15 protein-coding genes, 1 pseudogene and 1 riboswitch are annotated in these 16,874 nt (G+C 69.6%); of the genes and pseudogenes, 6 read left to right on the forward strand and 10 right to left on the reverse strand.

What is annotated here, in order from left to right; translation table 11 throughout:
* The first annotated feature begins 112 nt into the window (after positions 1–112).
* The 5 genes from ACIPEK_RS02940 (at position 113) to ACIPEK_RS02960 (ending at position 5,378) form a co-directional block, all read left to right on the forward strand.
* Positions 113–604: an Lrp/AsnC family transcriptional regulator gene (locus ACIPEK_RS02940; RefSeq protein WP_176740396.1), complete on the forward strand. Its 492-nt coding sequence runs from the start codon at positions 113–115 to the stop codon at positions 602–604.
* Positions 589–1,968, forward strand: a complete 1,380-nt coding sequence (locus ACIPEK_RS02945; protein WP_401989896.1) for an aspartate aminotransferase family protein — start codon at positions 589–591, stop codon at positions 1,966–1,968. Before ACIPEK_RS02940 ends, ACIPEK_RS02945 begins: the two co-directional genes overlap by 16 nt.
* Before the next feature lie 326 nt (positions 1,969–2,294).
* A complete protein-coding gene (locus ACIPEK_RS02950) occupies positions 2,295–3,032 on the forward strand; it encodes an ABC transporter ATP-binding protein (RefSeq protein WP_401989898.1) in 738 nt (245 codons plus the stop codon).
* Positions 3,014–4,198: a hypothetical protein gene (locus ACIPEK_RS02955; protein WP_401989900.1), complete on the forward strand. Its 1,185-nt coding sequence runs from the start codon at positions 3,014–3,016 to the stop codon at positions 4,196–4,198. Before ACIPEK_RS02950 ends, ACIPEK_RS02955 begins: the two co-directional genes overlap by 19 nt.
* 55 nt (positions 4,199–4,253) lie before the next feature.
* Complete coding sequence (locus tag ACIPEK_RS02960) at positions 4,254–5,378, forward strand: LOG family protein (RefSeq protein WP_401989902.1); 1,125 nt, start codon at positions 4,254–4,256, stop codon at positions 5,376–5,378.
* Positions 5,379–5,390: 12 nt separating this feature from the next.
* On the opposite strand, the gene ACIPEK_RS02965 is transcribed toward ACIPEK_RS02960, so the two are convergent.
* The 10 genes from ACIPEK_RS02965 to rpsB all read right to left on the reverse strand — a co-directional run bounded on the left by ACIPEK_RS02965 (position 5,391) and on the right by rpsB (position 16,044).
* Positions 5,391–5,843, reverse strand: a complete 453-nt coding sequence (locus ACIPEK_RS02965) for an SRPBCC domain-containing protein (RefSeq protein WP_401989904.1) — start codon at positions 5,841–5,843, stop codon at positions 5,391–5,393.
* 207 nt (positions 5,844–6,050) lie between these two features.
* Positions 6,051–7,076, reverse strand: a complete 1,026-nt coding sequence (locus ACIPEK_RS02970; protein ID WP_401989906.1) for an ABC transporter ATP-binding protein — start codon at positions 7,074–7,076, stop codon at positions 6,051–6,053.
* 2 nt (positions 7,077–7,078) lie between these two features.
* On the reverse strand, positions 7,079–8,692 hold the full coding sequence (locus tag ACIPEK_RS02975; protein WP_401990763.1) for an ABC transporter permease: 1,614 nt from the start codon (positions 8,690–8,692) through the stop codon (positions 7,079–7,081).
* A gap of 176 nt (positions 8,693–8,868) precedes the next feature.
* Positions 8,869–9,978 (reverse strand): thiamine ABC transporter substrate binding subunit, encoded by a 1,110-nt coding sequence (locus tag ACIPEK_RS02980; protein ID WP_401989908.1) that lies wholly within the window; start codon positions 9,976–9,978, stop codon positions 8,869–8,871.
* 74 nt (positions 9,979–10,052) lie between these two features.
* Positions 10,053–10,169, reverse strand: a riboswitch (TPP riboswitch).
* Positions 10,170–10,210: 41 nt separating this feature from the next.
* On the reverse strand, positions 10,211–11,317 hold the full coding sequence (gene rlmN / locus ACIPEK_RS02985) for a 23S rRNA (adenine(2503)-C(2))-methyltransferase RlmN (protein WP_093899078.1): 1,107 nt from the start codon (positions 11,315–11,317) through the stop codon (positions 10,211–10,213).
* 101 nt (positions 11,318–11,418) lie between these two features.
* Positions 11,419–12,504: a phosphatidate cytidylyltransferase gene (locus ACIPEK_RS02990; RefSeq protein ID WP_401989909.1), complete on the reverse strand. Its 1,086-nt coding sequence runs from the start codon at positions 12,502–12,504 to the stop codon at positions 11,419–11,421.
* Positions 12,504–13,061, reverse strand: coding sequence for a ribosome recycling factor (gene frr, locus ACIPEK_RS02995; RefSeq protein ID WP_093899080.1), 558 nt, complete (start codon positions 13,059–13,061; stop codon positions 12,504–12,506). The genes ACIPEK_RS02990 and frr overlap by 1 nt, the downstream gene beginning before the upstream one ends.
* Before the next feature lie 180 nt (positions 13,062–13,241).
* A complete protein-coding gene (gene pyrH / locus ACIPEK_RS03000; RefSeq protein WP_266357511.1) occupies positions 13,242–14,018 on the reverse strand; it encodes a UMP kinase in 777 nt (258 codons plus the stop codon).
* 160 nt (positions 14,019–14,178) lie between these two features.
* The gene (tsf, locus tag ACIPEK_RS03005; RefSeq protein WP_401989912.1) at positions 14,179–15,033 is read right to left on the reverse strand and encodes a translation elongation factor Ts; all 855 of its coding nucleotides are present in this window, start codon (positions 15,031–15,033) and stop codon (positions 14,179–14,181) included.
* Positions 15,034–15,135: 102 nt separating this feature from the next.
* Positions 15,136–16,044, reverse strand: coding sequence for a 30S ribosomal protein S2 (gene rpsB / locus ACIPEK_RS03010; RefSeq protein WP_401989914.1), 909 nt, complete (start codon positions 16,042–16,044; stop codon positions 15,136–15,138).
* Between the two features lie 277 nt (positions 16,045–16,321).
* Between rpsB and ACIPEK_RS03015 the strand changes: the two are divergent.
* Positions 16,322–16,834, forward strand: a pseudogene (locus ACIPEK_RS03015) (peptidoglycan DD-metalloendopeptidase family protein); the annotation flags it as partial.
* Positions 16,835–16,874: the final 40 nt, after the last annotated feature.

The following is a 16,874-nucleotide window of genomic DNA, read 5'->3' on the forward strand; positions in this document are numbered from 1 at the left end:
CGACATGCCCAACCGCCGTGAACTTCGGATTCAGTGAGATCTGGACCCCCAGACAACGAATTTCATCGATTCGGGGTTGCCAGACAGACGAGTCCCGGTGCACAGTGGATGCGTGGCCAGTCGCAGCGCAGACTCCAGGACCGGGAACGGATCGTCCCCAGCGGTCGATGCCGTATCCCTCGCAATCATCGAGCAGCTCCAGGAGGACGGGCGTCGTCCGTACGCCGCGATCGGCAAGGCCGTCGGCCTCTCCGAGGCGGCCGTGCGGCAGCGCGTCCAGAAGCTGCTCGACCAGGGCGTGATGCAGATCGTCGCCGTCACGGACCCGCTCACCGTGGGATTCCGACGACAGGCGATGGTCGGCATCAATGTCGACGGCGACCTCGATCCCGTCGCCGAGGCGCTGTCGGCCATGGCCGAGTGCGAGTACGTGGTGATGACCGCGGGCTCGTTCGACCTGATGGTGGAGATCGTCTGCGAGGACGACGACCACCTGCTGGAAACGATCAACAAACGCATCCGGGCCATCCCCGGTGTGCGCTCCACCGAGAGCTTTGTGTACCTGAAGCTCAAGAAGCAGACCTATATGTGGGGAACCCGATAGCCGTGAGCAAGGACCTCAGCCGAACCGCGTACGACCACCTGTGGATGCATTTCACCCGCATGTCGGACTACGAGAACGCGCCCGTTCCCACCATCGTGCGTGGCGAGGGCACCTACATCTACGACGACCAGGGCAAGCGCTACCTCGACGGCCTGTCCGGCCTGTTCGTGGTCAACGCCGGTCACGGCCGTCACGAGCTCGCCGAGGCGGCGTACAAGCAGGGCCAGGAGCTGGGCTTCTTCCCGGTCTGGTCCTACGCCCACCCGAAGGCCGTCGAGCTCGCCGAGCGCCTCGCCGACTACGCGCCGGGCGACCTCAACAAGGTCTTCTTCACCACCGGTGGCGGCGAGGCCGTGGAGACCGCCTGGAAGCTGGCCAAGCAGTACTTCAAGCTCCAGGGCAAGCCGACCAAGTACAAGGTCATCTCGCGTGCGGTCGCCTACCACGGCACCCCGCAGGGCGCCCTGTCGATCACCGGCCTGCCGGCCCTGAAGGCCCCCTTCGAGCCGCTGGTCCCCGGCGCGCACAAGGTGCCGAACACGAACATCTACCGCGCCCCGATCCACGGCGACGACCCGGAGGCCTTCGGCCGCTGGGCCGCCGACCAGATCGAGCAGGAGATCCTCTTCGAGGGCCCGGACACCGTCGCCGCGGTCTTCCTGGAGCCGGTACAGAACGCGGGCGGCTGCTTCCCGCCGCCGCCCGGATACTTCCAGCGCGTGCGCGAGATCTGCGACAAGCACGACGTGCTGCTCGTCTCGGACGAGGTCATCTGCGCCTTCGGCCGTCTCGGCACGATGTTCGCCTGCGACAAGTTCGGCTACGTGCCGGACATGATCACCTGCGCCAAGGGCATGACCTCGGGCTACTCCCCGATCGGTGCCTGCATCGTCTCGGACCGCATCGCCGCGCCGTTCTACGAGGGTGACAACACCTTCCTGCACGGCTACACCTTCGGTGGCCACCCGGTCTCCGCGGCGGTCGGCCTCGCGAACCTCGACATCTTCGAGCGCGAGGGCCTCAACCAGCACGTGCTGGACAACGAGAACGCCTTCTACACGACGCTGCAGAAGCTGCTCGACCTGCCGATCGTCGGCGACGTCCGCGGCAACGGCTTCTTCTACGGCATCGAGCTGGTGAAGGACAAGGCCACCAAGGAGACCTTCACCGACGAGGAGACCGAGCGCGTCCTGTACGGCTTCCTCTCCAAGGCGCTGTACGACAACGGCCTGTACTGCCGGGCCGACGACCGCGGCGACCCGGTCGTCCAGCTCGCGCCGCCGCTGGTCTCCGACCAGTCGACGTTCGACGAGATCGAGGGCATTCTGCGGACCGTCCTCACCGAGGCGTGGACCAAGCTCTGACCGGCGGTCCGATCGGCTGACCGGCCACGGACCGGGCAGCCGATCGCCCCTGTCCGCCCGACGGGCCAGGATCTGTCCGGCCGTGATCCGCCGGACGGCCCTGTGGCTTGACCACCGGCTGACCACCGCTTGACCGGCTTCCAGCGGTCATTTCATACGGTCCACACGGCCCGGATGCGCCCATTCGAGTGGGATGGAGCGCACCCGGGCCGTGTGCTGTGCCCACACCGCGGTTCGAATCCTTACGGTGCCGAGTGACCGATCGGCCCCCTCTTCGTTCCCCCGTAAGGGGGACGGGACATACGATCTGAACCGAGGTGTACGCCATGGTGGCCCCGCCGGACAACGACGTGATCTGGGCGCGTTCCCTGCACCACTCCCACAACGGCTCACCCGCGCTCGGTGGCGTCTCCATGGGTGTCCACGACGGCGAGATCCTCGCCGTGACCGGCCCCAGGGGCAGCGGCAAGACGACCCTGCTGCACTGCCTCTCCGGTCAACTGGTGCCCCAGCAGGGCGAGGTGTGGTTCAACAGCGTCCCCGTCCATACCATGGGCCCCCGCTTGCGCGAACGGCTGCGCCGCGACAAGTTCGGCTGGATCGCCCCCGAGCCCCAGCTCGTACCGGAGCTGAACACCTGGGAGAACGTGGCACTTCCGCTGCTGCTTCGCGGCGCCCCGCGCCGGGAGGCGAAGAAGACCGGCCTGGAGTGGCTGGAGCGGCTGGACATCGGTGCGTGCGCCAAGAAGCGACCGCACACGCTGCTCCAGGGGCAGCGCCAGCGGATCGCCGTGGCCCGCGCGCTGGCCGCCTCCCCCTCGGTGATCTTCGCCGACGAGCCGACCGCGACCCTGCACCGCACCGACCGGACGCATGTGCTGCGCACCCTCACCAGCGCGGCCCGCTCGCACGGCATCACGGTCGTGCTCGCCACCCATGACGCGGAGGTCGCCGCCCTCGCCGACCGTACGGTCCCGCTGCTGGACGGCCGCCCCGTCGCCACCGTCGCCCTGCCCGGCGTATCCGATGCGGAGGGCAGGGCCGCGTGCTCGCTCTCCGTCTAGCCCGGGGTTCCCATCCGCTGGTCCTGATGCGGCGGCTGCTGGTCGCGGCCGCCTCCGCCGGGGTCGGCTTCCTGCTGCTGTGCGCCCTGGGCTACGCATCGGGGCACCCGGCGCACTCCGCCGCGGCCGTGCTGCGGCTGCTGTGGTGCTTCGTACCGTTCGCCGCCACCGTGCAGCTCGCGGTCGCGGTGGCCCGTACGGACCCGAGCACCCGGCCACGCTCCGGGCTGTCCGCCGTGGGCCTCGGGCCGGTCAGGCTCACCGCGCTCGCCGCAGTCTCCACAGCCGTCTCCTGCACCCTCGGGTCGATGGTGGCGCTGCTGTTCTTCCTGCATCTGCGCGGCGATCTGTCCGGGCTGCCGTTCGACGGTGCGGCGGCGGGACTGCTCGACGCGGACGCCCCGCTGCCGCTCGCGGCCGTGCTCATGCTGCTGGCCCTGGTCCCGGTGGCCGCGGCGACGGCGAGCGGGCTGGTGCTGCGCACCCGGCCGGTCCAGGCAGCGGTCCCGGACAGCATCTCCTCGGACGACGCGCCGGAGGACCGGCCGCCCACTCCGGCGGCGCCCCCGACCGGGCTGCCGTGGGGTGTGGCACTGATCGCGGCCGGTCTCGCCGTAGAGGCCTACCTGAGCCGCGGCGACGGGCGCAGCCTGTTCCCGCTCCCCGGCAGGTTCGACGCCACCCCGGCCGGAGTGCTGGCGGGGTGGACGCTGACGGCGATCGGCCTGGCCGTGGCAGGCCCCGGCCTGGCACATCTCTGCGGGCGGCTGCTGCAGGTGGTGCGCCCCGGCGCCGTACGGCTGCTGGCCGGCCGGATGCTGATGGGCGAGGCGCGCCGGATCGGCGGGCCGCTCGGTGTGGTCTGTGCGGTGCTCTCCTCGCTGATCGCCGCCTACGCGCTGTACGGGACGGGGCCACGCCCCTTCGGCCCGCTCACGGCACTGGGCGCGGCGCTCGTCCTCGGCTGCACGTCGGCGACGCTGCTGACCTCGGCGTTGGAGGCGAAGCAGGCCCGCACCCGGACGGCGCAGGCGCTGTCGCGGCTGGGTGCCCCGGCCTCGGTGCTGTGGGCCGCGACGGCCCTTCGCGCCGCCGCGCTGCTGGTCGTCTTCGCCCCGTTGACCTGGCTGGTCGCCGAGCTGGCGGCGCTGCCGCTGACGGCCTGAGGACGCCGCGTCCCGGCCACGCCCGCGCACCTCGGCCGCTACGTAGCATGACAACGTGGACAACCCGGACGACAGCAAACCCGTACCCGGCCCGGAGATCGAGTCGCTCGCCGAATTCGACGCGGCGGTCGCCTCCGGGAGGCTGGCCGGACACCGGGTCCAGTCCGTCGACCTGACGGACCGGGGCGCCGCCCTGCTGGCCGCCGATACGGCCGGTGCCGTCTTCCTCGGCTGTCTGATGACGCCCGGAACGGCGGCGAAGGTACGGGCCGACGGTGCGTTCGTCTTCCCGCCGGTGCCCGGACTGCCCTTCGATCCGTACCGCGGCCTGCTCTACTCCCCCGACGCGCTCTACGAAGGGCTGACGGACGGCGGGTATGCGGCGACGCCCGATGCCCGCGCGTACCGCTGGCTCCAGGAGACCCGGGCGAGCGGCGACACCTTCGCGTCGATGCTGCGTGCGCTCCACGACGACGCGGTCTCCGACGCGCTGGACGAACACCTCGCCGGCGCTTTGGTCGTCGGGGTGATGGGCGGACATACGACGGCCCGCGGCAGCGCGGAGTACGCGGCCGCGGCCCGGCTGGGCCGGACGCTGGCCCGGAGCGGCCTGACGGTGGCCACCGGTGGCGGGCCGGGCGCGATGGAGGCCGCGAACCTCGGGGCGTACGCGGCGCCGCACCCCGATCCGATGCTGGACAAGGCCTGCGAACTCCTGGCCGCCGCCCCCTCGTTCACCCCGTCGGTCACCGACTGGGCGCTGGCCGCCTTCGCCGTACGGGAGCGCTGGCCGGGTGGCGGTGGCTCGGTCTCGATCCCCACCTGGTTCTACGGACATGAGCCGCCGAACCCGTTCGCGGATCACATCGCCAAGTACTTCGCCAACGCACTGCGCGAGGACGGGCTGCTCGCCCGCTCCTCGGCGGGCGTGATCTTCCTGCCGGGCGCGGCCGGCACCGTACAGGAGATCTTCGACAACGCGACGCCGAACTACTACGGCTCCCGCGGCAGGCCGACCCCGATGGTACTGGTCGGCCGCGCGCACTGGACGAGGGAACTGCCCGCGTGGCCGCCGCTGCGCGCACTGGCCGACAGTCGGCCGATGGAGTCCCGTATCGCGCTCGTCGGCACGGTGGACGAGGCCGCCGAGGCACTCGCCCGGTTGTCGGCGAAGCGGTAGGCCTGGGCCGATTCAGAGGGACGCGAGACGGGCCACGAGCGCGTCGAAGAAGGCCTCCCAGCCGTCCTCGGCGGCTGCGTACTGCTCTGCCGTGAGGTTGCCGCCGCGCTGCTTGAAGACCATTTCGGTGGTCTTGTCACCGCGGTCGGTGAAGGTGACGGTGACGGTCTCGCCCTCGATGTCGGCGGGTGCGGTGGCGTCCTTCAGCGTGAACACCAGCCGCTCGGGTGCAAGGACCTCGCGGTAGACCCCATGGAAGGGCATCTCGGTGCCCGGCACCACGATGACCAGGCTCCAGGCACCGCCCGGCCTGACATCCATCGACACCCTGTCGAGCGGCACCTCGGCATCCCCGCCGTACCAGGCGGCGAAGTGCTCGGGCGTCGTCCAGGCCTCGAAGACCAGTTCCCGCGAGGCGTCGAGGATGCGGGTGATGTCGATGCCCTCGCGTGCTGACTCGGTCATTGTTCCCGTCCTTCCCGGAGTCGTTCCGGATCTGCCGCATGTCCTCCTACAGCTTGCACGGACACCACTGCGCAGGCCCGCCGCGTGTGATCGGTCCGGGCCGCTCCAGCAGTTCCGGAGGCCGGGAGACGGCGGGCGGGATCGTCGGATACGGCTCGGCCGGTCAAGTGAACCCGGCCGTGTCCTTTGCCGGACGCGCGAGGCCGGTCACAAGACGGCGGGCAGGACGACGGTCTCCGCCGCGTCGAAGCCGACCCCGACCGTCGCGCCCTCCTCCGGGGCGTCCCGCAGCGCACACTCCGCCTCCAGGACCGGACCGACCACCGGCGTCAGCTGTACGGCGACATGGTTGCCCCGGAACGTTCGCGTCCCGACCGTGCAGCGCAGCCCCCCGTCCGGGGAGCCGATCCGGACCCCGGCCGGACGCACCAGCAGATCGCACGCCCCCTGCGGCGACCCCTTGGGCACCGGCACCGTGCCCCACACCGTGTCGGCGGCCGTGCCGGCCACCGTCGCCTCCACCACGTTGTCGAAGCCGAGGAACCGGGCGACGAAGGCGGAGGCGGGCTGCTGCCAGACCTCCAGCGGCGTGCCCACCTGGGCGATCCGCCCGCCGCGCATCACCACCACCCGGTCGGCGAGGGCGAACGCCTCGCCCTGGTCGTGGGTGACGGCGAGCACCGTCGTACCCAACCGTCCGAAGAGCGTGCGCAGTTCGACGACGAGCCGTTCACGCAGGCCGCGGTCGAGCTGGCCGAGCGGCTCGTCCAGCATCAGCAGCTTCGGGCTCGGCGCGAGCGCCCGCGCGAGGGCGACGCGCTGCTGCTCACCGCCGGACAGCGCGGCCACGGCCCGCCGTTCGGAGCCGGGCAGGCCCACCAGGTCGAGGAGTTCACGGACTTTGCGCTCCTGATCGCGCCGCGACACCCCGTGCATCCGCAGCCCGAAGGCGACATTGGCGCCGACATCCCGGTGCGGGAAGAGCTGGTGGTCCTGGAACATCAGGCCGAGTCCGCGCCGGTGCACCGGCACCCCGGCCTGGTCCGCACCGTCCAGCAGCACCCGGCCGCCGTCCGGCGGGTGCAGTCCGGCGACCACCCGCAGCAGGGTCGACTTGCCGCTGCCGCTCGGCCCCAGCACGCACACGACCTCGTGCTCGGCGACCTCCAGATCCACCCTGTCGAGTGCCGCCCGCTCACCGAAGCGAACCGTGGCCGATTCCAGTGTCAGCATTTCTAGAACTCCCCGGATCGGTCCGTGCGGATACGTTCGAGCAGCAGCAGCGAGAGGGCGCAGACCACCATCAGAATGGTGCTGAGGGCCATCGCCTGGCCGTAGTTGAGCTCCCCGGCCCGCCCCAGCAGCCGGGCCACGGCCACCGGCAGTGTCGGGCGGTCGGGCCGTGCGATGAACACCGTCGCGCCGAACTCACCGAGCGACACGGCGAACGCGAACCCGGCCGCGACCAGCAACGCCCGCCGCACCAGCGGCAGATCGACCTCCCGCCAGGCCCGCAGGGGTGAAGCCCCGAGCACCGCGGCCGCCTCCCTCAGCCGGCCGTCCACCGCCCGCAGGACCGGCAGCATGGTCCGTACGACGAAGGGCACACCGACCAGCGCCTGGGCGAGCGGCACGAGAATCCATGAAGTCCGCAGATCCAGCGGCGGCTTGTCCAGGGTGATCAGAAAGCCGAACCCGACGGTGACGGCGGACACCCCGAGCGGCAGCATCAGCAAGGCGTCGAAGCCGCGGACGAGCCGCCCCGCGCGCCGGGTCAGCGCCGCGGCGGCGAGCCCGCCGATGACCAGCGCGATGACGGTCGCGACCAGTGCGTACTGCACTGAGTTCCAGATCGCTTCGAGCGGGGCGACCAGGAACGTACCGCCGCCGGCGTCGGCGGACCGCAGGGCGCGGTAGAAGTCGAAGCCATGGCCGCCGGGAGTGTCCAGCGAGCGCTCGACCAGCACCCCGAGCGGCAGCAGTATCAGCACGAGCACGGTCAGCAGCACCCCGCAGAGCAGCACCCACTGCCCGGCGCCGCGCGGCCTGCGGGCGGTCTGTGCCGGGTCGACCAGCTTCAGCGCGGTCTCCCTGCGCCGTACGGTCCACGCGTGGACGGCGAGGATCGCGCCGACCGCGGCGAACTGCACCAGCGTCAGCACGGCGGCCGTCGGCAGGGCCAACAGCTGGGCGGTCTGCCGGTAGATCTCCACCTCCAGCGTGGAGTACCCCGGGCCGCCGAGGATCTGTACGACCCCGAAGGAGGTGAAGGTGAAGAGGAAGACCATCAGCGCGGCGGCGGCCACGGCGGGCGCGAGGGCCGGCAGGGTGACCCGCCGCCAGGCGGCGAACCGCCCGGCGCCCAGCACCCGGGCGGCCTCCTCCTGCCGTGGGTCGAGTTGTGACCACAGCCCGCCCACGGTCCGCACGACCACCGCGTAGTTGAAGAAGACATGGGCGAGCAGAATCGCCCAGACGGTGGTGTCGAGCCGTATGCCCCAGAGTTCGTCGAGGAACCCGCCGCGTCCCAGCAGCGCCAGGAAGGCGGTCCCGACGACGACGGTCGGCAGGACGAACGGCACGGTGACGACCGCCCGCAGCAGTTGTTTGCCGGGGAAGTCGAAGCGGGCGAAGACATAGGCGCCGGGCAGCGCGATCAGCAGGGTCAGCGCGGTCGAGGCGAGCGCCTGCCAGGTGGTGAACCAGAGGACGTCGCGAATGTCCGGCCGGGTCAGCACCTCGCCGATCCGGCCGAACTGCCAGACACCGTCCGCCTTCAGCCCGCGGCCGACGATCGCGGCGACCGGGTAGGCGAAGAACAGCGCGAAGAACGCGACGGGCACGGCCATCAGGCCGAGCCGCACCACGCTCGCGCGCCAGGCCTTTGCGCGCGCCGGGTTCGCGCGCGCGGAGCGGGCGCGCGGCCTCTTCCCGCGCGGCCCCTCCCCGTGCCCGCTCTTCCCGTGCTCGCTCTTCCCGTGCTCGCTCCTCCCGCCCGCGTCCGTTCCGCGTACGGGAGTCTTCGCTACTTCACTACGAGCGAGGACCACGACTGAACCCACTGCTCACGGTTCTTGGAAATCTCGTCGGGGGCGACGGTCGTCGGCCTGTCCACCGTCGCGCCGAACTTCGTGAAGAGTTCCGGCAGTTCCGCACTCTTGGTGACCGGGTTGACGAACATGTTGAGTGGCATGTCCTCCTGGAACTTCTTGCTGATCAGGAAGTCCAGCAGGGCCTTGCCGCCCGCCTCGTTCTTCGCGCCGTCCAGCAGACCCGCGAACTCGATCTGACGGAAGCAGGTCCCGGTGGCGACCCCGGTCGGGGCCTCGGCCGGCTGCGGCTTCGCGTACAGCACCTCGACGGGCGGGCTGGAGGCGTACGAGACGACGAGCGGCCGGTCGGCCTTGGCCTTCTTGCCGCCCGCGGAGCCGGAGAACTCCTCGTTGTACGCCTGCTCCCAGCCGTCGACGACCTTGACGCCGTTGCTCTTCAGCTTCTTCCAGTAGTCCTGGTAGCCCTTCTCGCCGTAGGTGGCGATGGTGCCGAGGAGGAAGCCGAGGCCGGGCGAGGAGGTCCCGGCGTTCTCCGTGACGAGGAGGTTCTTGTACTCGGGCTTCGCCAGGTCGTCGAAGGACCGAGGCGGCGCAAGCTTCTTGTCGGCGAAGTACTTCTTGTCGTAGTTGATGCAGATGTCGCCGGTGTCGACCGGGGTGACCCGGTGCTCGGCGTCCAGTTGGATGCCGGCCGCCACCTGGTCGAGGCCCTTCGCCTCGTACGGCATGAAGAGACCGCTGTCGAGAGCGCGGGAGAGCAGGGTGTTGTCGACGCCGAAGAACACATCGCCGCGCGGGGAGCCCTTGGTCAGGATCTCCTGGTTGAGCGCAACACCCGCGTCACCGCTCTTCAGCACCTTGACGGTGTAGCCGGTCTCTTCCGTGAACTCCTTGAGCACATCCTTGGAGGCGTTGAAGGAGTCATGGCTGACGAGAGTCACGGTCTTCGAGCCGGAGCTCTTCGTGGAGCCGGAACCGGAGTCCGACTCGCCGGAACTCCCGCATCCGGCAAGTGCCGTGACACCGAGCGCGGCGACGACAGCCGTCGCCGCAAGCTGCTTGGTTCTGCGTGTGGTGCTCATTGTGGATTCCTCCTGGGTTTTGGCCAGGAAGAGACGCGGCCCCACCCCTGGAGAAGCGGGCAGGGCGCAACAGCATGAGTTGATGACCGAACTTCCTACCCGGAATGACCCGGGCGAGGTTCAGAGGGTCTGCGGCCGACCTGTTCTCGGTGCCGCACTCTCAGCGCTGTGGCGCTCCCCTGTCGGAATATGAAGTTGATTTCAGGCCCAGGCTACACGGGCCGTTCCGGCCTCAGCGCTCGGCTGCCGCCAACTGCCCGCAGGCCCCGTCGATCTCCTGACCGCGGGTGTCCCGCACGGTCACCGGCACTCCGTGTGCCGCGATCGCCTCGACGAACGCCTTCTCGTCCTCGGGCCGCGAGGCGGTCCACTTGGAGCCGGGCGTCGGGTTCAGCGGGATCAGATTGACGTGCACACGCTTGCCCTTGAGGAGCCGGCCGAGCCGGTCACCGCGCCACGCCTGGTCGTTGATGTCCCGGATCAGCGCGTACTCGATGGAGATGCGGCGGCCGGACTTCTCCGCGTACTCCCACGCGGCGTCCAGCACCTCGCCCACCTTCCAGCGCGTGTTCACGGGGACGAGCGTGTCGCGCAGCTCGTCGTCCGGTGCGTGCAGGGAGACGGCGAGGCGGCACTTGAAGCCCTCGTCGGCGAAGCGGAGCATCGCGGGCACCAGGCCCACGGTGGAGACGGTGATCCCGCGCTGCGAGAGCCCCAGCCCATCCGGTTCCGGGTCGGTCAGCCGGCGGATCGCGCCGACCACCCGGTTGTAGTTGGCCAGCGGCTCGCCCATGCCCATGAAGACGATGTTGGAGAGCCGCGCCGGACCGCCGGGGACCTCCCCGTCGCGCAGCGCGCGCATGCCGTCCACGATCTGGTGGACGATCTCCGCGGTCGACAGATTGCGGTCGAGACCGGCCTGTCCCGTGGCGCAGAACGGGCAGTTCATCCCGCATCCCGCCTGCGACGAGATGCACATCGTCACCCGCTCCGGGTAACGCATCAGGACGGACTCGACAAGTGTCCCGTCGTGCAGCTTCCACAGCGTCTTACGGGTGGTGTCGTCGTCACAGCTGATGTGGCGGACCACCGACATCAGGTCGGGGAACATCGCCTCGGCGAGCTTGTCCCGCGAACCGGCCGGGATGTTGGTCCACTCGGCCGGGTCGTGCGCGTACCGCGCGAAGTAGTGCTGTGAGAGCTGCTGGGCGCGGAACGGCTTCTCGCCGATCGCGGCGACGGCTTCCTTGCGCTCGGCGGGCGTGAGGTCGGCGAGGTGCCGCGGCGGCTTCTTGGCTCCGCGGGGCGCGACGAAAGTGAGTTCTCCGGGCTTAGGCATGGTTCATCCAGTGTCGCAGACAGAACAGTGAGGGCCCGCCGCCCTGTGGACAACGGACCCTCACTCGCAAAAGCCCAGGTCAGAACGGTAGAGCTCAGGTATCAGCCGGAACCCACGAACAGCACCAGCAGCAGCCAGACCACCGGGGCGGTCGGCAGCAGCGAGTCCAGCCGGTCCATGATGCCGCCGTGGCCCGGCAGCAGCGTGCCCATGTCCTTGATCCCGAGGTCCCGCTTGATCATCGACTCGCCCAGGTCACCGAGAGTGGCACTGGCCGCGACCGCGAGTCCCAGCAGCAGTCCCTGCCACCAGGAACCGCCGTCGATCAGGAACTGCATGCACAGCGCACCGGCGACCATCGCGAAGGCGACGGCCCCGAACAGGCCCTCGCGGGTCTTTCCGGGGCTGATGCGCGGTGCGAGCTTGTGCTTGCCGAAGCGCCAGCCGACGGCGTACGCACCCGTGTCGCTGACCACGGTCAGCAGGAGGAAGGTGAGCACCCGCTGAGGGCCGTCGTCCGCGGTAAGGAGCATGGCGACGAAGGTGGCCAGGAACGGTACGTAGAACGCGGCGAACACGCCGGCCGTGACGTCCTTGAGGTAGCCCTCGGGAGGCTCGGTCATCCGCCAGACGAGCACCGCGAGTGCGGTCAGCGCCATCGCCACCCAGGCGCCCTCGGCACCCCGTGCGTATCCGGCCACCACCATCGCCGCGCCACCGACCGCCAGCGGGATGAGCGGCGCCTTGATGCCCTTGCGCTCCTCCAGCCGGGAGGTGAGCTCCCACAGCCCCACGACGACGGCGACGGCGACCACACCGACGAAGACGGCTTTCACGATGAACAGCGAGGCGACGATGACGGCGCCGAGCCCCACACCGACCCCTATCGCGGATCGCAGATCACGGCCCGCACGTTTCTTCTGCGGGGGCGGTGGCGCGGTGGACATGGGCTCCTGCGGCTTCTCGTCACGGAACAGGGGGCCGCCGCTCAGGCGTGCGGCCCCCTGGCCCCGGTCATCACGGTCGTCAGCGTCTCTACCTGCGTCGGGAACGTCCGGCACTATGGGCATGGGCCGAGTCTGCTGGGCGTCATGCACATCGTATGCAGGACCCGCCGGGGCGGCCTGCGTCTCGGGCGCACCCCAGCGGCCGGCTCCCTGCGGGGCGCCCCAGGAAGAGTCGTTCATCAGACTTCGAGCAGCTCGGCTTCCTTGTGCTTGAGCAGCTCGTCAACCTGTGCGACGTACTTCGCGGTGGTGTCGTCGAGCTCCTTCTCGGCGCGACGCACCTCGTCCTCGCCGGACTCCTTGTCCTTGACCAGCTTGTCGAGCGTCTCCTTGGCCTTGCGGCGCACGGCCCGGATGGAGATCTTGGAGTCCTCGGCCTTCGTCTTCGCGACCTTGATGTAGTCGCGGCGACGCTCCTCGGTGAGGTCCGGGAAGGTCACCCGGATGATATTGCCGTCATTGCTCGGGTTGACGCCGAGGTCCGAGTCGCGGATGGCCTGCTCGATGTTGCGCAGCGCGCTCTTGTCGAACGGCGTCACGACGGCCATGCGCGGCTCGGGCACCGAGAACGAGGCGAGCTGGTTGATCGGGGTCAGCGCGCCGTAGTAGTCGGCGACGATCTTGTTGAACATCGCCGGGTGCGCACGGCCGGTACGGATCGCGGCGAAGTCCTCTTTCGCGACGACGACGGCCTTCTCCATCTTCTCCTCGGCCTCAAGGAGGGTTTCTTCGATCACCACGTGCTCCTGCGTGTCTTGAGTGGGCCCGGCGTGCTCGGGCCCGGCGGGTCCTGCGTCGCGTCCTCACCTGCACGGTGTCCGACCGGCAGGCCGTTGTCCATCCTTCGGGACCTGTCCCGGGGTGTTCCCCGCAGGCCCCGGACCTTCCCTCGACTTCCCCGGAAGGTCCCCCGGTTCTCAGGCCCGGGTGCCCTGGTCACTCACGAGCGTGCCGATCTTCTCACCCTTGACCGCGCGGGCGATATTGCCCGTGGCGGTCAGCTCGAAGACGAGGATCGGCAGCTGGTTGTCACGGCAGAGCGTGATGGCGGTGGCGTCGGCGATCTTGAGATCGCGGGCGAGCACCTCGCTGTACTCAAGGGCGTCGAACTTCACCGCGTCGGGGTTGGTCTTCGGGTCGGAGTCGTAGACCCCGTCCACCCCGTTCTTGCCCATCAGCAGACCCTGGGCATCGATCTCCAGGGCGCGCTGGGCGGCAGTGGTGTCGGTGGAGAAGTACGGCATCCCCATGCCGGCGCCGAAGATGACGACACGGCCCTTCTCCAGGTGGCGCACGGCGCGCAGCGGGATGTACGGCTCCGCGACCTGCCCCATGGTGATGGCGGTCTGGACGCGGGAGTCGATGCCCTCCTTCTCCAGGAAGTCCTGGAGCGCCAGGCAGTTCATGACCGTGCCGAGCATGCCCATGTAGTCGGAGCGGGCCCGGTCCATGCCGCGCTGCTGGAGCTCGGCACCGCGGAAGAAGTTGCCGCCGCCGATGACGACCGCGATTTGCGCGCCGTCGCGGACGACTGCCGCGATTTCCCGGGCGATGGCGTGTACGACGTCGGGGTCGACACCGAGACCCCCGCCGCCGGCGAACGCCTCTCCGGACAGCTTCAGCATGAAGCGCCCGGGTACCTTGCCGTCGTCGCGCTTGTGGTCACCTGTTGCGGCGTCCGCGCCCTTGTTCATGGAGATTCTCCTCGTGCACATACGAAGAAGGCCATTGCCGGTGGGTCTGGTGTCCCTCAGCGGCAATGGCCTCCTCGTCAAGATCTGCGGTCGTACGGCATGTGTGCGGCCGACGACTGCACCAGACCCTATCGGGGTCCACCGTTGTTCGCGGACGGACTCAGATGCCGACCTTGATGCGCGAGAAGCGCTTCAGGGTGACACCGGCCTCGTCCAGAACCTTCTGGACGGACTTCTTGTTGTCCTTGGCGAACGCCTGCTCCAGGACGACGACTTCCTTGAAGAAGCCGTTGACGCGACCCTCGACGATCTTCGGAAGGGCGGCCTCGGGCTTGCCCTCCTCGCGAGAGGTGGCCTCGGCGACACGACGCTCGTTCTCGACCGTCTCGGCCGGGACCTCGTCGCGGTTGAGGTACTTCGGGGCGAAGGCGGCGATGTGCTGCGCGACGTCCTTGGCGACCGCTGCAACTGCCTCGTCCGAGGCGGTCCCCTTGTCGAGATCGACCAGCACACCGACCTGCGGCGGGAGGTCGGGCATCGTGCGGTGCATGTACGCAGCCACGTAACCGCCGGTGAACTGCGCGAAGCGGTCCAGGACGATCTTCTCGCCGAGGTTGGCGTTGGCCTCGTCGACGTATGCCTGAACGGTCTTGCCGGCCTCGATCTCGGAGGCGAGCAGCGCGGCCAGGTCGGCCGGGGAGGTCGCGGCAACGTGGGCGGCGAGCGAGTTGGCCACGGTCTGGAACTTCTCGCCCTTGGCGACGAAGTCCGTCTCGCACTTCAGCTCGAGCAGAACGCCGGAGGTCTTGTCCTCGGAGATGAGGGAGACGACGGCGCCGTTCTCGGCAGAACGGCCCTCGCGCTTGGCGACGCCCTTCTGACCCTTGATACGGAGCGCCTCGACGGCCTTGTCGACGTTGCCCTCGGCCTCGTCGAGCGCCTTCTTGCAGTCCATCATGCCGGCGCCGGTCAGCTCGCGGAGCTTCTTGACGTCAGCGGCGGTGTAGTTCGCCATGAGTCTGTGTTTCTCTCTCGAAGTCTGAAAGATCTACGGGTGGACGGCGGGGGCAGTGCTCGTGGCACCGGCCCCCGCCGTCATTCAGCCGTGACAGAGGTGTCAGGCCTGCTCGGCGTCCGCGGCCGGAGCCTCGACAGCGGGGGCCTCGGCAGCGGCCTCGGCCGGCGTCTCGGCGGCGTCCGCGACCTTCTCGGTCTCGGCAGAGGTCTGCACCTCGGCGTCGGCCTTCTTGTCGCCCTCGAGCAGGTCGCGCTCCCACTCGGCGAGCGGCTCGCCGGCGGCCTTCTCGCCCGGCTTCGAGTCACCGGTGGCGGCACCGGAACGGGCGATGAGGCCCTCGGCGACGGCGTCGGCGATCACGCGGGTGAGCAGGGTGACGGAGCGGATCGCGTCGTCGTTGCCCGGAATCTTGTAGTCGACCTCGTCGGGGTCGCAGTTGGTGTCGAGGATCGCGACGACCGGGATGTGGAGCTTGCGCGCCTCACCGACGGCGATGTGCTCCTTCTTGGTGTCGACGATCCAGACGGCGCTCGGCACCTTCTGCATCTCGCGGATACCACCGAGGGTCTTCTCCAGCTTGGCCTTCTCGCGGGAGAGAACCAGGAGCTCCTTCTTGGTGAGGCCGGAGGCGGCCACGTCCTCGAAGTCGATGAGCTCGAGCTCCTTCAGACGCTGAAGGCGCTTGTAGACGGTGGAGAAGTTGGTGAGCATGCCACCGAGCCAACGCTGGTTGACGTACGGCATGCCGACGCGCGTCGCCTGCTCGGCGATGGCCTCCTGGGCCTGCTTCTTGGTACCGACGAACATGATGGAGCCGCCGTGGGCGACGGTCTCCTTGACGAACTCGTAGGCGCGGTCGATGTACGACAGCGACTGGAGCAGGTCGATGATGTAGATGCCGTTGCGCTCGGTGAAGATGAAGCGCTTCATCTTCGGGTTCCAGCGACGGGTCTGGTGACCGAAGTGGACGCCGCTTTCCAGCAGCTCCCGCATCGTGACGACGGCCATGGCCGTACTCCTTGAGGTGCTCGGTTGTCGCGACCGCAGGATTGCTGTCGCGCCTGACGCCCCGACGCGCCGTGCCACAAGGGACCGAGGAGCGCGGCCACCGTCCGCAGAGAGGGAGGTGGCGGGGCGTGCGAAGTCGACCCGGTGACCCGGATCGCCATAGGAAGTGTACGGGACAGGTCGGGTGCCGGGTGACGGCGCTGTCCACAACCGGTCGGTAGTCCACAGATCCGGTTCATGATCCCCGCGATTCCGAGCGGTGCGGGACGGTTCTGCCATGCGATGCACACCGGATCCGACCGTTTCCCTTTTCAGGCACAGATTCCGATTCTGCGACGCCGCGCTCGTGGCGGTGCTGGTCCTTCTCCCAGCGCTGTGCGGCACGCCGGTCGCGGCAGCCGAAGAGCCGGCGCCCGCGCCTGTTCCCGCGCCTGTTCCCGCACCCGCACCCGCGTCCCCAGCGGCGCCCCGGCCGGACGGTGACCGGTTGTGGCCGCTTACCGGGCGGCCTGCGGTCGCACGGGGATGGGAGCCGCCGGCGAGTACCTACGGACGAGGCCACCGCGGGGTGGATCTCGACGCAGAGCCGGGCACGGCGGTGCTCGCCGCGGCCTCGGGCCGGGTCTCGTTCGCAGGGCGTGTGGCGGGGCGTGGGGTGATGGCGATCGAGGTGGCCGGGACCGGCGCTCCGCCGCTGCGGACCACGTACGAGCCGGTGCGTGCGCTGGTCGCGAAGGACGAGAAGGTGACGGCAGGACAAGTAGTGGCGGTCGTGGAGGCGGGGCCCTTCCACTGCGCATCGGGCTGTCTGCACTGGGGACTGCGGCGCG

Origin of the sequence: Streptomyces sp. NPDC088246, from assembly GCF_044741025.1 — a bacterium.
In the GTDB taxonomy this organism is placed as follows: Bacteria; Actinomycetota; Actinomycetes; order Streptomycetales; family Streptomycetaceae; genus Streptomyces.

Excerpts from the sequence above, each read along its gene's own strand:
- ACIPEK_RS02950 (WP_401989898.1), top strand. The coding sequence starts at position 2,295 with ATGGTGGCCCCGCCGGACAACGACGTGATCTGGGCGCGTTCCCTGCAC.
- ACIPEK_RS02965 (WP_401989904.1), bottom strand. The coding sequence starts at position 5,843 with ATGACCGAGTCAGCACGCGAGGGCATCGACATCACCCGCATCCTCGAC.
- ACIPEK_RS02970 (WP_401989906.1), bottom strand. The coding sequence starts at position 7,076 with ATGCTGACACTGGAATCGGCCACGGTTCGCTTCGGTGAGCGGGCGGCA.
- ACIPEK_RS02975 (WP_401990763.1), bottom strand. The coding sequence starts at position 8,692 with ATGGCCGTGCCCGTCGCGTTCTTCGCGCTGTTCTTCGCCTACCCGGTC.
- ACIPEK_RS02980 (WP_401989908.1), bottom strand. The coding sequence starts at position 9,978 with ATGAGCACCACACGCAGAACCAAGCAGCTTGCGGCGACGGCTGTCGTC.
- rlmN (WP_093899078.1), bottom strand. The coding sequence starts at position 11,317 with ATGCCTAAGCCCGGAGAACTCACTTTCGTCGCGCCCCGCGGAGCCAAG.
- ACIPEK_RS02990 (WP_401989909.1), bottom strand. The coding sequence starts at position 12,504 with ATGAACGACTCTTCCTGGGGCGCCCCGCAGGGAGCCGGCCGCTGGGGT.
- pyrH (WP_266357511.1), bottom strand. The coding sequence starts at position 14,018 with ATGAACAAGGGCGCGGACGCCGCAACAGGTGACCACAAGCGCGACGAC.
- tsf (WP_401989912.1), bottom strand. The coding sequence starts at position 15,033 with ATGGCGAACTACACCGCCGCTGACGTCAAGAAGCTCCGCGAGCTGACC.
- rpsB (WP_401989914.1), bottom strand. The coding sequence starts at position 16,044 with ATGGCCGTCGTCACGATGCGGGAGCTGCTGGAAAGCGGCGTCCACTTC.